The 13,718-nt window shown below is 59.0% G+C and carries 11 protein-coding genes; 9 read left to right on the forward strand and 2 right to left on the reverse strand.

Going from position 1 to position 13,718, the window contains the following annotated elements; translation table 11 throughout:
* The first annotated feature begins 37 nt into the window (after nucleotides 1–37).
* From D3M70_RS02375 to rarD, 4 genes are all read left to right on the forward strand, one after another.
* Nucleotides 38–802, forward strand: a complete 765-nt coding sequence (locus D3M70_RS02375; RefSeq protein WP_120124047.1) for a TOBE domain-containing protein — start codon at nucleotides 38–40, stop codon at nucleotides 800–802.
* A gap of 105 nt (nucleotides 803–907) precedes the next feature.
* Entirely contained in the window at nucleotides 908–2,836 is a 1,929-nt protein-coding gene (locus D3M70_RS02380; protein WP_120124048.1) for a PhoX family phosphatase, read from the forward strand.
* A gap of 193 nt (nucleotides 2,837–3,029) precedes the next feature.
* Nucleotides 3,030–4,004: a serine/threonine protein kinase gene (locus tag D3M70_RS02385; RefSeq protein WP_120124050.1), complete on the forward strand. Its 975-nt coding sequence runs from the start codon at nucleotides 3,030–3,032 to the stop codon at nucleotides 4,002–4,004.
* A gap of 132 nt (nucleotides 4,005–4,136) precedes the next feature.
* On the forward strand, nucleotides 4,137–5,030 hold the full coding sequence (rarD, locus tag D3M70_RS02390; RefSeq protein ID WP_120124052.1) for an EamA family transporter RarD: 894 nt from the start codon (nucleotides 4,137–4,139) through the stop codon (nucleotides 5,028–5,030).
* Nucleotides 5,031–5,244: 214 nt separating this feature from the next.
* Here rarD and D3M70_RS02395 read toward each other — a convergent pair whose 3' ends face one another.
* Complete coding sequence (locus tag D3M70_RS02395; protein ID WP_120124053.1) at nucleotides 5,245–5,760, reverse strand: glycine cleavage system protein R; 516 nt, start codon at nucleotides 5,758–5,760, stop codon at nucleotides 5,245–5,247.
* Between the two features lie 476 nt (nucleotides 5,761–6,236).
* Between D3M70_RS02395 and D3M70_RS02405 the strand changes: the two genes are divergently transcribed.
* Nucleotides 6,237–8,414, forward strand: coding sequence for a malate synthase G (locus D3M70_RS02405; RefSeq protein ID WP_120124056.1), 2,178 nt, complete (start codon nucleotides 6,237–6,239; stop codon nucleotides 8,412–8,414).
* A gap of 175 nt (nucleotides 8,415–8,589) precedes the next feature.
* Here D3M70_RS02405 and D3M70_RS02410 read toward each other — a convergent pair whose 3' ends face one another.
* On the reverse strand, nucleotides 8,590–9,036 hold the full coding sequence (locus tag D3M70_RS02410; RefSeq protein WP_165869723.1) for a response regulator: 447 nt from the start codon (nucleotides 9,034–9,036) through the stop codon (nucleotides 8,590–8,592).
* 234 nt (nucleotides 9,037–9,270) lie between these two features.
* On the opposite strand from D3M70_RS02410, the gene D3M70_RS02415 reads away from it, so the two are divergent.
* From D3M70_RS02415 to D3M70_RS02430, 4 genes are all read left to right on the forward strand, one after another.
* The gene (locus D3M70_RS02415; protein WP_120124058.1) at nucleotides 9,271–11,205 is read left to right on the forward strand and encodes a putative nucleotidyltransferase substrate binding domain-containing protein; all 1,935 of its coding nucleotides are present in this window, start codon (nucleotides 9,271–9,273) and stop codon (nucleotides 11,203–11,205) included.
* A gap of 10 nt (nucleotides 11,206–11,215) precedes the next feature.
* Entirely contained in the window at nucleotides 11,216–11,935 is a 720-nt protein-coding gene (locus D3M70_RS02420; RefSeq protein ID WP_120124060.1) for a PolC-type DNA polymerase III, read from the forward strand.
* A gap of 248 nt (nucleotides 11,936–12,183) precedes the next feature.
* A complete protein-coding gene (locus D3M70_RS02425) occupies nucleotides 12,184–12,702 on the forward strand; it encodes an RNA polymerase sigma factor (RefSeq protein WP_120124062.1) in 519 nt (172 codons plus the stop codon).
* Complete coding sequence (locus D3M70_RS02430) at nucleotides 12,699–13,712, forward strand: FecR family protein (protein WP_120124063.1); 1,014 nt, start codon at nucleotides 12,699–12,701, stop codon at nucleotides 13,710–13,712. The genes D3M70_RS02425 and D3M70_RS02430 overlap by 4 nt, the downstream gene beginning before the upstream one ends.
* Nucleotides 13,713–13,718: the final 6 nt, after the last annotated feature.

A 13,718-nucleotide genomic window follows, 5' to 3' on the forward strand; every position in this document is an offset into this window, starting at 1 on the left:
TACACTCCATCCTCATTTCTTCAAAAAACTGCCAAACATGTCCTTACCCCCATCGCTCACTCAACACATGGTCCGCCGCCCGCATCGCATCGCGCTGTTGCAGCACGTTGCCGAGCAAGGTTCGATTACCCGTGCAGCGAAAAGCGCAGGACTGAGCTACAAAGCGGCGTGGGATGCCATCGACGAGCTGAACAATCTGGCGCAAAAGCCACTGGTGGTGCGCAGCGTCGGGGGCCGTGGTGGTGGCGGCGCGAAGCTGTCTGAAGAAGGCGAACGGGTGCTGCGGCTTTATCAACGCTTGCAGGCCCTGCAAACCCAACTACTGGAGAGCCCTGAGGAGACCAGCGACCTGGCGCTGCTTAGTCGCCTGATGTTGCGCACCAGCGCCCGTAACCAACTGCACGGTCAGGTTCAAAGCATTACGCCGTTAGGCCGCAACGACATGATTGGATTGCAGTTGGCGGGTGGCCTGGTGATACACGCGCAGATCACTCACGACAGTACGTTGCGGCTGGAACTTGACGCTGGCGCCGATGTGTTCGCGCTGATCAAGGCCGGCTGGCTGGAATTGGTGGGACCGGGTCAAGCGGCAACAACTGGACACAATTGTCTTGAAGGGAAAATCAGCGACATTCTCGACGCAGAAGATGGCCCAAGCGAGGTCAAACTTGACCTGCCAAGCGGCCAGACGTTGTGCGCACTGGCAGAACCGGCTCACCTCAAGTCCTTGAAACTAAAGGTCGGCAGCGACGTGAACGTGCAGTTTGCGCCGTCCAATGTGCTGATCGGCACCCCGCTTTGATTCCCCTGTCACGGCTGCGGTACTGAACCACCGCCGTCATGGGAACGACACAATAGCGTCATCCAGGCTGAATAAGGTTTGCGCCAAAACCGCAGGAAGCCCGTGATGAAGCTATTAGAAGAAAATCAGTCCACCGACCTCGAAACACTGGTGTCAGAGAACAGAATGGGCCTCAGCCGCCGAGGCTTCATCAGCGCGGGCGCCCTTTGCGGCGCCGCAATGTTTCTGGGTGGCAATCTGCTTAGCCGCAGCGTGATGGCGGCAAGCGTCAGTGCGGGCAACGGTACACTGCTCGGCTTCGATAGCATCCCCTCCGCCACAGCCGACGGCATCAGCCTGCCTGCGGGCTATACATCCTCGGTACTCATCAGTTGGGGCCAACCGTTGCACGCCAATGGTCCGGCTTTCGATCCGACCGGCAAGGGAACGGCCAAGGCACAGGAGCTTCAGTTCGGCGACAATAACGACGGCATGAGCCTGTTCACCTTCCCTGGTGATGACGCCGACAGGGCCACTCGTGCGCTGATGGCGATCAACAACGAATACACCAATTACCGCTATCTGTTCGCTCACGGCAAAGACCCGCAATCGGCCGAAGATGTGCACAAAGCCCAAGCCAGCGAAGGCGTGTCGGTTATCGAGGTCAAGCGCGCAGCAGGCCAGTGGCAGTTCGTGCAAGGCTCGAAGTACAACCGACGCATCCATGGCAACTCCCCGATTCGTCTGAGCGGCCCCGCTGCCGGACATGAATGGCTCAAGACAGCGGCCGACAAGACCGGCAAGAATGTGCTCGGCACCTTTCAGAACTGCGCCAACGGCAAGACGCCGTGGGGGACTTATCTGACCTGCGAAGAGAACTTCACCGACTGCTTTGGCAGCAGTGATCCCGCACAGTCATTCGACGCTGCCGCCAAGCGTTACGGCGTGGTCGCGACCAGCAAAGAAGTGAACTGGCACCCGCACGATCCTCGATTCGACTTCGCGAAGAACCCCAATGAATTCAACCGCCACGGCTGGGTGGTGGAAATCGACCCGTTCGACCCGAAGTCCACGCCGGTCAAGCGCACAGCCCTGGGCCGCTTCAAGCATGAAAACGCGGCGATCACCGAGACCAAAGACGGTCGCGTTGTGGTGTACATGGGCGATGACGAACGCGGCGAATTCATCTACAAGTTCATCAGCCGCGACAAGATCAATCACAAGCACCCAAAAGCCAATCGCGACATTCTCGATCACGGCACGCTGTACGTCGCGCAGTTCGATAACGGCGACAGCAATCCGGATCACCCCAAAGGCCAGGGCAAGTGGGTCGAGCTGACGCATGGCAAGAACGGTATCGATGCCTCGAGCGGCTTCGCCAGTCAGGCAGAGGTGCTGATTCATGCGCGCCTTGCGGCCAGTGTGGTGAAAGCCACACGCATGGACCGGCCGGAATGGATCGTGGTCAGCCCCAAGGACGGTCAGGTGTATTGCACGCTGACCAACAATGCCAAGCGCGGCGAGGACGGCCAGCCAGTAGGCGGCCCGAACCCTCGGGCGAAAAACCAGTACGGGCAGATTCTGCGCTGGCAGGAAACGGGCTCCGACGCAGCGTCCATGGCGTTCGCCTGGGATCTGTTCGTGGTCGCGGGAAATCCGGGCGTGCATGCCGGCACACCTCAAGGTGGATCGAGCAATATCACCCCGCAGAACATGTTCAACAGTCCGGACGGCCTGGGTTTCGACCAGGCTGGACGGCTGTGGATTCTCACTGATGGCGACTATTCGAACGCAGGTGATTTCGCCGGAATGGGCAACAACCAGATGCTTTGCGCTGATCCGGCCAGTGGCGAAATTCGTCGATTCATGGTTGGACCGGTGGGCTGTGAAGTCACCGGCATCAGTTTCGCGCCGGACCAGAAAGCGCTGTTCGTGGGCATTCAGCACCCGGGTGAGAAAGGCGGCTCGACCTTTCCCGAGCATTTGCCCAACGGCAAGCCGAGGTCTTCGGTGATGGTGATTACTCGGGAAGATGGTGGCGTGATCGGCGCCTGATTACTCAATGCTCTGCAGCAGCCCGGCTAGCCGACGGTGACATTCTCAGGATCACAACCGCCGGCAAGCCGGACTGGGACAGGGATTCGTCGGACCGCTGCCCCATATCCCGACAATCCACTGGTCTCATTTCTCTTGCTCTGCGTTACCATGACTGGCCCGACGCGGCAGCCTGCCGCGCGCAGGAGTAAGCATGGCCCACCCGTTCGCAACACTCACACCTGACCTTGTACTGGACGCCGTCGAGAGCATCGGCTTCGTCAGCGACGCCCGGATTCTCGCGCTCAACAGCTACGAGAACCGCGTCTATCAGGTCGGCATCGACGAAAGCCAGCCGCTGATCGCCAAGTTCTACCGACCCAATCGCTGGACCACCGAAGCCATTCTCGAGGAACACAGCTTCACCGCCGAGCTTGCCGAAGTGGAGATTCCGGTAGTCGCGCCACTTGTACACAACGGCCAGACTCTGTTCGAACACGCGGGCTTTCGCTTCACACTGTTTCCCCGTCGTGGCGGCCGCGCGCCAGAGCCGGGCAATCTCGATCAGCTGTATCGACTGGGTCAGTTACTCGGGCGCATTCATGCCGTGGGCGCGACTCGCCCCTTCGAGCATCGCGAAGCGTTAGGCGTGAAGAACTTCGGGCATGACTCGCTGAATTATCTGCTGGAAAACGATGTGATTCCCCGCAGTCTGCTTCCGGCTTACGAGTCGGTCGCCAAGGATCTGCTCAAGCGCGTGGAAGACGCCTACGCCGCCACACCCCATACCAACATCCGCATGCATGGCGACTGCCACCCCGGCAACATGATGACCCGCGATGAAATCTTCCACATCGTCGACCTAGATGACTGCCGCATGGGCCCGGCAGTGCAGGACATCTGGATGATGTTGGCAGGGGATCGCCAGGATTGCCTGAGTCAACTGTCGGAATTGATGGACGGTTACAACGAATTCCACGATTTCGATCCGCGTGAACTGGCATTGATCGAACCTTTGCGCGCCTTGCGCCTGCTGCATTACAGCGCCTGGCTCGCACGTCGGTGGGATGACCCGGCGTTCCCGCACAGTTTTTCCTGGTTCGGCACCGAGCGGTATTGGGGCGATCAGGTGCTGGCACTACGTGAACAACTGGCGGCGCTGAATGAGGAACCGTTGAAGCTGTTTTAAACCGCCCGTTGCAGGCGTGAGCTTGCTCGCGATTGGAAATAGCCGATGCGTTTGATCAGTCGCTACCGCGAGCAAGCTTAGTTCTACAAATAGCCACCAGCTCCCCCAAAAAAACAAGTCACAGGACCACTCATGCAAGCTGCCAACCCGCGCCGCGGGTACATTCTGGGCCTCACCGCCTACATCATCTGGGGATTATTCCCGATCTACTTCAAGTTGCTTTCCTCCGTTCCTGCGCTTGAAATCATCGTCAACCGCGCAATCTGGTCGGCGATTTCCGGCTCTCTACTGCTGATGGTATGGAAGCATCCGGGCTGGTGGCGTGAACTGCGCGACAACCCGCGACGGTTGGCAATTCTCGCGGGCAGCGGCACATTGATCGCCGCTAACTGGCTGATTTACGTCTGGGCAGTCAACAACAACCACATGGTCGAGGCGAGCCTGGGTTACTTCATCAACCCGCTGATCAATGTGATGCTGGGCATGGTGCTGCTGCGCGAAAGATTACGGCCCCTGCAATGGGTCGCGGTCATTCTGGCGTTGATTGGCGTGGCGCAGCAGGTCTGGCAAGTCGGCAGTCTGCCGTGGATCTCTCTGGCGTTGGCGTTCAGTTTCGGTTTCTACGGGCTTATCCGCAAACAGGCACCCGTCGCGGCGCTGCCGGGGCTCGTCGTGGAGACCTGGATTCTAGTCCCGCTTGCGATTGGCTGGCTGCTGTTCAACCCGATGGCCCACAGTGCACAGCCTGAATTCTGGAGCACATCCCAAGCCATCTGGCTCGCCATGGCCGGCCCGGTGACGCTGGTGCCTCTGGTCTGTTTCAACGCGGCTGCAAGGCATCTGCCCTACGCCACATTGGGCTTTTTGCAGTACATCGCCCCCACGCTGGTGTTGTCGCTGGCGGTGCTGATGTTTGGCGAGCACATGCCATCGGCGACGCTGGTGACCTTCGTATTTATCTGGATAGGCCTGTTCATCTACACCATCGACGGCTGGCTTGCGATGAAGCGTCGCGCCGAGCGCTGATCAAAATATGCACAACTTCCAGCAACCCGTGACTGGCGTGGCTTGCAGCCGTTCTTACTCAGGTTATCCACAGGCAGACGGTTGGAAAAACTGGATAAGTACGCGTAAGGCCTGTATCGGTTCGGCTTGCCGGTGGTGGTGTTAGGGACCGCCACCGCCGGCGAGCCGTGCCGAGACAGGCAGAATTGCACTCGGCATTGCAGATCTGTGCGGCTTACTCATCCGCTTTGAGTTTCAACTCCACCATCAACTCGTCCGCCAGCGTCTCAAGGCGCGCCTGCAACGCATCCAGCGTTAATTCCAACGGCAAACCCAGTACCGCATTGGCGCGAAAGAGCAGTTCACTGCTCATCGGGGCAGGGTCGACATTGGTCACCAGACTCTCGACGTTTACACCTTGCTCGGCCAGCAGGCGCGTTACGTCCCGCACAATCCCCGGCCTGTCATTGCCCACCAGCTCCATGTTGATCGGCCTCCGGGGGCCCGAGTCAATGCCCACCTCAGCGAATAGGACACGGATGCCATGAACCGATAAACCCTCCAAAGCGTTCTTCAAGTCGGTGTAGGCATCGGCAGGCACGCCGATGCGCAAGATCCCCGCAAACTGCCCCGCCATGTGAGTCATGCGGCTTTCCAGCCAATTGCCACCGTGTTTTGCAATGCACGATGCGATCTGTTCGACCTGCCCCGGTTTATCGGGGGCAAATACGGTGACGATGAGATGATCCACGGTCGACTCCTTTTCTTTACGTGTCCACAGGCTGGTTTCCCAAGCCTGCGCGGCTGTCGGTCAAGTATAGGCAAGGCCCCGGCAAGCGCTTGAGTGCTCCCTGAAGAAACAATATGTGTACCATTTCCAGAATTCTCTGGAACAATTCACAAGTTTTTTGAGAACATCCGTAACCCCGACGTGACCCATTGTGAAAATCCAGTCGATCGGTGACATATTCAGTCTGATTTTCACGCCGCGACTCATCATGTAGTATTCCGCCGCGTTCACTACATAACGTTGGAAAGATGCCTGACTTAGCATCGCCGCTCGTTGAAACCTGTTCCGCAAAGCGCATAACGCCTTTCCTTCAGGTCCTCCCAACCCCGGCCCAGCCGCCTTTGATGGCATGATCTGGCAAGGGTGAGCGGTTGATGTCGATGGCTTTAACAAAAGAGCGCTCCAAGCGCAGATAGCTGAGCAGAGTGAGGCAAGCAATGACTGAACACGTTCAAGTCGGTGGCCTTAAGGTCGCCAAAGTCCTTCTGGATTTCGTGAACAACGAAGCCCTTCCTGAAACCGGCCTTGAAGCTGCCGCGTTCTGGGACGGTGCCGACAAGCTCATCCACGAGCTGGCGCCGAAGAACAAAGCCCTACTCGCCAAACGTGACGACTTCCAGGCGCGCATCGATGCTTGGCACCAGTCCAATGCCGGCAAGGCACACGACGCCGCCGCATACAAAGCTTTCCTCCAGGAAATCGGTTATCTGCTGCCAGAAGCGGCGGACTTCCAGGCCACGACCCAAAACGTCGATGAAGAAATCGCACGCATGGCAGGCCCGCAGTTGGTCGTGCCAGTGATGAATGCCCGTTTCGCCCTGAACGCCTCGAACGCCCGTTGGGGCTCGCTGTACGACGCGCTGTACGGCACCGATGCCATCAGCGAAGAAGGCGGCGCCGAGAAAGGCCGGGGCTACAACAAGGTGCGCGGCGACAAGGTCATCGCCTTCGCCCGCGCATTTCTCGACGAAGCCGCGCCACTGGCCGCAGGCTCTCACGTCGATTCCACCAGTTACAAAATCGTCGATGGCGTGCTGATCGTCGGTCTCAAGGGCGGCAGCAATACCGGCCTGCGTGACGATGCACAGTTGATCGGCTTCCAGGGTGATGCCTCGGCACCTACCGCGATCCTGCTCAAGCACAACGGCCTGCACTTCGAAATCCAGATCGACGCCACGAGCCCGGTCGGCCAGACCGATGCCGCTGGCGTCAAAGACGTACTGATGGAGGCTGCGCTGACCACCATCATGGACTGCGAAGACTCCATCGCAGCCGTAGACGCCGACGATAAAGTCGTGGTCTACCGCAACTGGCTGGGCCTGATGAAGGGCGATCTGTCGGAGGAAGTCTCCAAGGGCGGCACGAGCTTCACCCGCACGATGAATCCGGATCGCGTGTACACCTCACCAAAAGGCGAGCCGGTGACCTTGCATGGTCGCTCGCTGTTGTTCGTGCGTAACGTCGGTCACCTGATGACCATCGACGCGATTCTCGACAATCAGGGCAACGAAGTTCCGGAAGGCATTCTTGACGGCCTGCTGACCAGCCTGGCAGCGATCCACAACCTCAAGGGCAACACGTCGCGCGCCAACAGCCGTACCGGCTCGCTGTACATCGTCAAACCGAAGATGCACGGCCCTGAAGAAGTGGCGTTCACCAACGAGCTGTTCGGCCGCATTGAAGAAGTCCTGAACCTGCCGCGCAACACGCTGAAGGTCGGGATCATGGACGAGGAGCGTCGCACCACGATCAACCTGAAGGCCTGCATCAAAGCGGCCAGTGAGCGTGTGGTGTTCATCAACACCGGCTTCCTGGACCGCACCGGAGACGAAATTCATACGTCCATGGAAGCCGGTCCGGTCGTGCGCAAAGCACAGATGAAAGGCGAGAAGTGGATCGGCGCGTATGAAAACTCCAACGTCGACATCGGCCTGAAGTGCGGTCTGCAAGGCCGTGCGCAGATCGGTAAAGGCATGTGGGCGATGCCGGACCTGATGGCTGCGATGCTCGAACAGAAAATCGCGCATCCGCTGGCGGGCGCCAACACTGCCTGGGTGCCTTCGCCGACTGCCGCTGCATTGCATGCGCTGCATTACCACAAGGTCGACGTGTTCGCCCGTCAGGCCGAATTGGCCCAGCGCGCACCGGCCTCGGTCGATGACATCCTGACCATTCCACTCGCGCCGAACACGAACTGGACGCCTGAGGAAATCCAGAACGAACTGGATAACAATGCCCAGGGCATCCTCGGCTACGTAGTGCGCTGGATCGATCAGGGGGTCGGTTGCTCGAAGGTGCCGGACATCAATGACGTCGGCCTGATGGAAGATCGTGCGACGCTGCGCATTTCCAGTCAGCACATTGCCAACTGGCTGCGCCACGGCGTGGTCAACGAGCAGCAAGTGATGGAAAGCCTCAAGCGCATGGCGCCGGTGGTGGATCGTCAGAACGCCAACGACGCGCTGTATCGCCCTCTGGCGCCGGACTTCGACAGCAACATCGCTTTCCAGGCGGCCGTCGAACTGGTGATCGAAGGCACCAAACAGCCAAACGGCTACACGGAGCCGGTGCTGCATCGCCGTCGTCGTGAGTTCAAGGCGAAGAACGGTCTGTAAAAAGCGCCGTCAAGCAAAAGGCGGTGTGTCTGACTGACACACCGCCTTTTTTGTTGCCAGCAAACTGATTGTAGGAGCGCGCTTGCCCGCGATCACGTCGGCACATCCGACGCCATTGGTTCCAGACATACCGCTATCGCGGGCAAGCGCGCTCCTACATGAAATCAGGATGCACTCAGCCCATCCCCAATTCCCGCTTCACCAGCCGCAGCAACTGCTTGGTGTTGATCGGCTTGAGCAGAAAGTCCACCACGCTCAAATGCATCGCATCGATGGCATCGCGGACATGCGCATCGCCCGACACGATAATGATCGGCAGCGCTGCACGGTCTGAATCACGCACTTTGCGAATCAGGTCAAGCCCATCGCACGGCGCCATGCGCAGATCGGTGATCAGCAACGCAATGGACGGTCGAGTCTGTAGCAAGTGCATCGCACTGGTGCCACCCGCTGCCGTAATGCAACTGATGTCGTTGAGACTGAGGATTTCGGCCAGTATCTCCCGAGCATCCTTGTCGTCGTCGACGATCAGCACCCGTTGTGGCGATTGCGATGGAGGCGCCAGCATCACCTCATTGAGGGCTTCGCGCTCTTCATCACTCAAAATGTCGTGATCGAACATACCCGTCTCATCTTCCTGTCGACTCCCATTCTGACAGCGCATACAGACTCACTACGCTGCACGCTTTACCGGCTCCATGCCAGGCCGTTTACGCCTTCACACGATAGACGTCGAAACAATGACACGCTTGTTCGATGTCGCCTCGCGCCTGTTCCGTCACCTAAGACTTACGTCCAATGGGCACTGCCCGATAAGCGGTCGACCATGGAGCCATAAAAACAAGTGGTGCCGGTCATGAGCAAAGCGGATGCTTTTACCCAGGCAGGAAAAACAGCCGTGTTGCAGAACATTCACGGCACGATGCAGTTCCTGCAAAAATTCCCGCCATTCAACCAGATGGAGAATGCCCACCTGGGCTATCTGGTAGAACAGTGCCAGCTGCGTTTCTACGCTACGGATGAGAGCATCATCAAGCCTGGCGATGGGCCAGTAGAGCACTTTTATATCGTCAAACAGGGTCGCGTCGTTGGCGAACGCCCGCATTCCGCGAAAGGCGGGACCGAGACGACGTTCGAAATCACCACCGGCGAATGCTTTCCGCTCGCCGCTCTTTTAGGCGAACGTGCCACCCGCACCGAGCATCTGGCCGCCGAAGACACATTCTGCCTGCAGTTGAACAAGCAGGCGTTCATCAAGCTGTTCGCACTTTCCAGCACCTTTCGCGATTTCGCCCTGCGCGGCGTCAGCAGTCTGCTCGAACAGGTCAATCAGCAAGTAAAGCAGAAGGCGGTTGAAACTCTCGGAACCCAGTATTCGCTGAACACTCGCCTCGGCGAACTGGCGATGCGTCACCCGGTGACCTGCTCGCCCGACATGCCATTACGCGAAGCCGTGAAGCTGATGGACGAGCAGCAAGTGGGGAGCATCGTGATCGTCGATGAGGCCAAATCCCCATTGGGGATCTTTACCCTGCGCGATCTGCGTCAGGTGGTCGCCGACGTGAATGCCGACTTCGGTCAGCCGATCCGTCACACCATGATTCAGGCCCCGTTTTACCTGAGCCCCGACGCCAGTGCTTTCGATGCGGCCATTGCCATGACCGAACGGCACATCGCCCATGTTTGCCTGGTCAAGGATCAGAGGGTCTGCGGCGTGGTGTCCGAGCGCGATCTGTTTTCCCTGCAACGGGTGGATCTGGTGCATCTGGCCCGAACCATCCGCAACGCACCTCGCATCGACTCGCTGAGCAATATGCGCGGCGACATCGTGCAACTGGTGGATCGCATGCTGGCCCACGGCGCGTCATCGACTCAGATAACCCAGATCATCACGCTGCTCAACGATCACATGGTGTGCCGTGTGATCGAGCTGGTGCTAGAGGAAAAAGGCGATCCCGGCATCCCGTTCAGTTGGCTGTGCTTTGGCAGCGAAGGACGACGCGAACAGACGCTCTATACCGATCAGGACAACGGCATTCTGTTCGAGGCGAATGACGCCGCGCACGCGGCTGAGATCAGAGGCCTTCTGTTGCCGATCGCCGAACGTATCAATCAGGGTCTGGCGCTGTGCGGTTTTGCGCTGTGCAAAGGCGGCATCATGGCCAGCAATCCCCAACTGTGCCTGTCGCGGATTGAATGGGCGCGGCGTTTCGGGTCGTTCATTCGTGAGGCAACGCCGGAAAACCTGTTGTCTTCCAGCATCTATTTCGATTTGAGGGTGGTGTGGGGCGATGAGAGCGGCGGCGAACACCTGCGTCAGAGCATTCTGGCGCAGGTCGCGGACAACACGTTGTTCCAGCGCATGATGGCCGACAACGCCTTGCGCCAGCGCCCGCCCGTGGGAAGGTTCAAGGACTTCGTGGTCGCTCGCAAGGGCAGCGAGAAAGACACGCTAGACCTCAAGACACAGGGCCTGACGCCTTTCGTTGATGGTGCGCGCCTGCTCGCTCTGGCCAATGGCGTGGCGGCCAATAACACCCTTGACCGCCTGCGCCAACTGGTGGCCAGAGAAGTGATCGATCCACTGGATGGCGCAGCCTATGAAGAGGCATATCACTTCATCCAGCAGACACGCATGCAACAGCATCAGCAGCAGAGTCGACAGAATCTGCCCTATTCCAACCGCATCGATCCCGATGTACTCAACCATCTGGATCGCAGAATCCTGCGCGAATCGTTCCGCCAGGCGCAGCGCCTGCAAACGAGCCTCACCGTGCGTTATCAACTTTAAGCGACAGAACATGAACCTGTTTCAATGGCTCAAACCCCCGCGGCGCAACAAGGTGCCGGACCTGACACCCGAGCAGTTGCGGCGCCTGGACGGGCTACCCAATCCGTCTGTCTTCGATGAAAAGCCGTTGCGTCGACAGCGCTGGGTGGTCCTGGATCTGGAAACCAGCGGCCTGAACATGAACCGCGACGAGGTACTGTCCATTGGCGCGGTGGTCATCGAAGACGGCGCCATCGATCTCGGCCAGCAGTTCGAGCGCACATTGCTGCGTCCCGATCACAAGCTCAGCCCCAGTGTGTTGATTCATGGGCTGGGGCCAAGCGCGATTGCGGCGGGAAGCGAGCCCGTCGATGCGCTGCTGGACTTCATGGAGTTTGTGGGAAGCTCACCGTTGTTGGCGTTCCATGCTCCCTTCGATCAACACATGATCGGGCGCGCATTGAAGGAAAGCCTGGGTTACCGCCTGCAACATCCATTTCTGGATGTGGCGGAGATCGCGCCCTTGCTCTTTCCTCAGGCCTGTCTGCGTCAGGCAGGGCTTGACGACTGGACCGGGTTTTTCGGGCTGCACGCCGAAGAGCGGCATCACGCCAGCGCCGACGCGCTGGTGACGGCGGAACTGGCGCTGATCCTCTTCAGCCACGCAAGGCGCCAGGATATGGACAGCCCGGCACGTCTGGAACAGTGCCTGGCGAAGTGGCGACGCAGGCAGCAATCGCATTCGTTTTGATCGGCCCTCGCCGAGGCAACAGTTACCTGGCAGTCCCGCCTGCCGGCGCAGGCAGTTTCGAAGGCCAAACCGCCGACAAGCCGTGCTGCTACCAAAAAAAATCGTGGCTCTCTAGATCACATTGTTTAAGGACCATTCCTACACAAACCGTTCGGCTCCTTCTGGTAACGACCAATTGCCAGCATTCATTCGCTCTGACACAATCGCGAATAATTCTCGTTAGTTACTTTGTTCTCTTCGGTGCGCTCGTGTCGTCACTTCAAAGCCCTCAACACCAGCTTGTCGGAACGCTCTACCGCGACCATCGCAGCTGGCTGCTGGCGTGGCTGAAGCGTAATGTCGCCTGCCCTCACCGCGCCGAGGATCTGAGTCAGGACACCTTCATCCGCCTGCTGGGGCGTGATCAGTTGGCCGCCCCTCGAGAACCGCGTGCGTTTCTGGTGCAAATAGCCAAAGGCTTGCTGTTCGATTACTTTCGTCGCACCGCATTGGAACAGGCCTACCTCACCGAACTGATGCTAATTCCCGAAGGCGAACAGCCCTGCGTCGAAGAACAGCAACTCATTCTGGAAGACCTCAAGGCCATCGACCGTCTGCTCGGCAAACTGTCGAGCAAGGCGCGCGCAGCATTTCTGTATAACCGTCTGGATGGCATGAGCCACGCCGAGATCGCTGGAAAACTCGGTGTTTCGGTGCCTCGTGTACGCCAGTACCTGGCTCAGGGAATGCGTCAGTGCTACACCGCCCTTTACGGCGAGCCGACATGAGCATCCCGACCCGCCCCGTTTCTTCGCAAGTGCTGGACGCTGCCATTGCCTGGCAGTTGTGTCTGGACTGCGGTCAGGGCAGCGAGGCAGAGCGCGAAGAGTTCGCCAAGTGGTATGCCGCCAGCGAGGAACATGCCCGAGCCTGGATGCAGCTGGGCATGCTCGATCAACGCTTTGTCGGCACCACAGGCCCTGCCCGCTCGGCATTGTTGCGTTCGCGCGAAGGCGTGAGTCGACAGGTGCGCAAGCTGGGTCGAGGTGTGGCGGGTATCGCTTTGGCGCTGGGGCTGACAATACTTCTCGGCGATCACTATCTGTCATTGAATTACTGGCTGGCCGACCAACGTACCGCCACGGGCGAACAGCGGACCATTCGCCTGGCGGACAACACCCTGATTCGCCTTAATACCCACAGCGCCCTGGATGTGAGATTCGACGCCAAGCAGCGCCGGGTCATTCTTCAGGAAGGTGAAATCTTCGTGGAAACCGGCAGCCACGAGGACCCGCGTCCTTTCATTGTCGAAACCGATGAAGGGCAAATGCGGGCACTGGGTACGAAGTTTCTGGTCAAGCGACAGGATGACGGCACGCTGCTGAGCGTCCTGCAATCGGCTGTCGCGGCGCATCCACAGGCGGCAGGCAGCGAGATGATCTTGCACGAAGGTCAACAGATGCTGATTCAGCGTCAAAGCCTCGGTCCGATGATCGCTCTTGCCCCCGGCGCCGATGCCTGGATGCGCGGCATGCTGGTGGTAGACAACGCGCCACTCAAGGATGTCATCGCCGAACTCGGCCGATATCGTCAAGGCCATCTGGCCGTAGCATCGGATGTCGCTGACCTGCGCATCACCGGCAGCTTCCCGCTGACCGATACCGATCTTGCACTGAAGGCACTGACGCCGACGCTGCCTGTTGCGATCGAACAGCGCACGCATTGGTGGGTCACGGTGGTCGCCAGTGCTGGTAAGCCCACTGACAAAAGCGAAGCTGCGAAGGCTGCAAAATTGTAAATCTAA

Source organism: Pseudomonas sp. LS-2 (assembly GCF_003605735.1).
GTDB lineage: Bacteria > Pseudomonadota > Gammaproteobacteria > Pseudomonadales > Pseudomonadaceae > Aquipseudomonas.

Bases quoted from the DNA above. Each gene is read 5' to 3' on its own strand.
- D3M70_RS02375 (WP_120124047.1), top strand. From the start codon at position 38: ATGTCCTTACCCCCATCGCTCACTCAACACATGGTCCGCCGCCCGCAT.
- D3M70_RS02380 (WP_120124048.1), top strand. From the start codon at position 908: ATGAAGCTATTAGAAGAAAATCAGTCCACCGACCTCGAAACACTGGTG.
- D3M70_RS02385 (WP_120124050.1), top strand. From the start codon at position 3,030: ATGGCCCACCCGTTCGCAACACTCACACCTGACCTTGTACTGGACGCC.
- rarD (WP_120124052.1), top strand. From the start codon at position 4,137: ATGCAAGCTGCCAACCCGCGCCGCGGGTACATTCTGGGCCTCACCGCC.
- D3M70_RS02405 (WP_120124056.1), top strand. From the start codon at position 6,237: ATGACTGAACACGTTCAAGTCGGTGGCCTTAAGGTCGCCAAAGTCCTT.
- D3M70_RS02410 (WP_165869723.1), bottom strand. From the start codon at position 9,036: ATGTTCGATCACGACATTTTGAGTGATGAAGAGCGCGAAGCCCTCAAT.
- D3M70_RS02415 (WP_120124058.1), top strand. From the start codon at position 9,271: ATGAGCAAAGCGGATGCTTTTACCCAGGCAGGAAAAACAGCCGTGTTG.
- D3M70_RS02420 (WP_120124060.1), top strand. From the start codon at position 11,216: ATGAACCTGTTTCAATGGCTCAAACCCCCGCGGCGCAACAAGGTGCCG.
- D3M70_RS02430 (WP_120124063.1), top strand. From the start codon at position 12,699: ATGAGCATCCCGACCCGCCCCGTTTCTTCGCAAGTGCTGGACGCTGCC.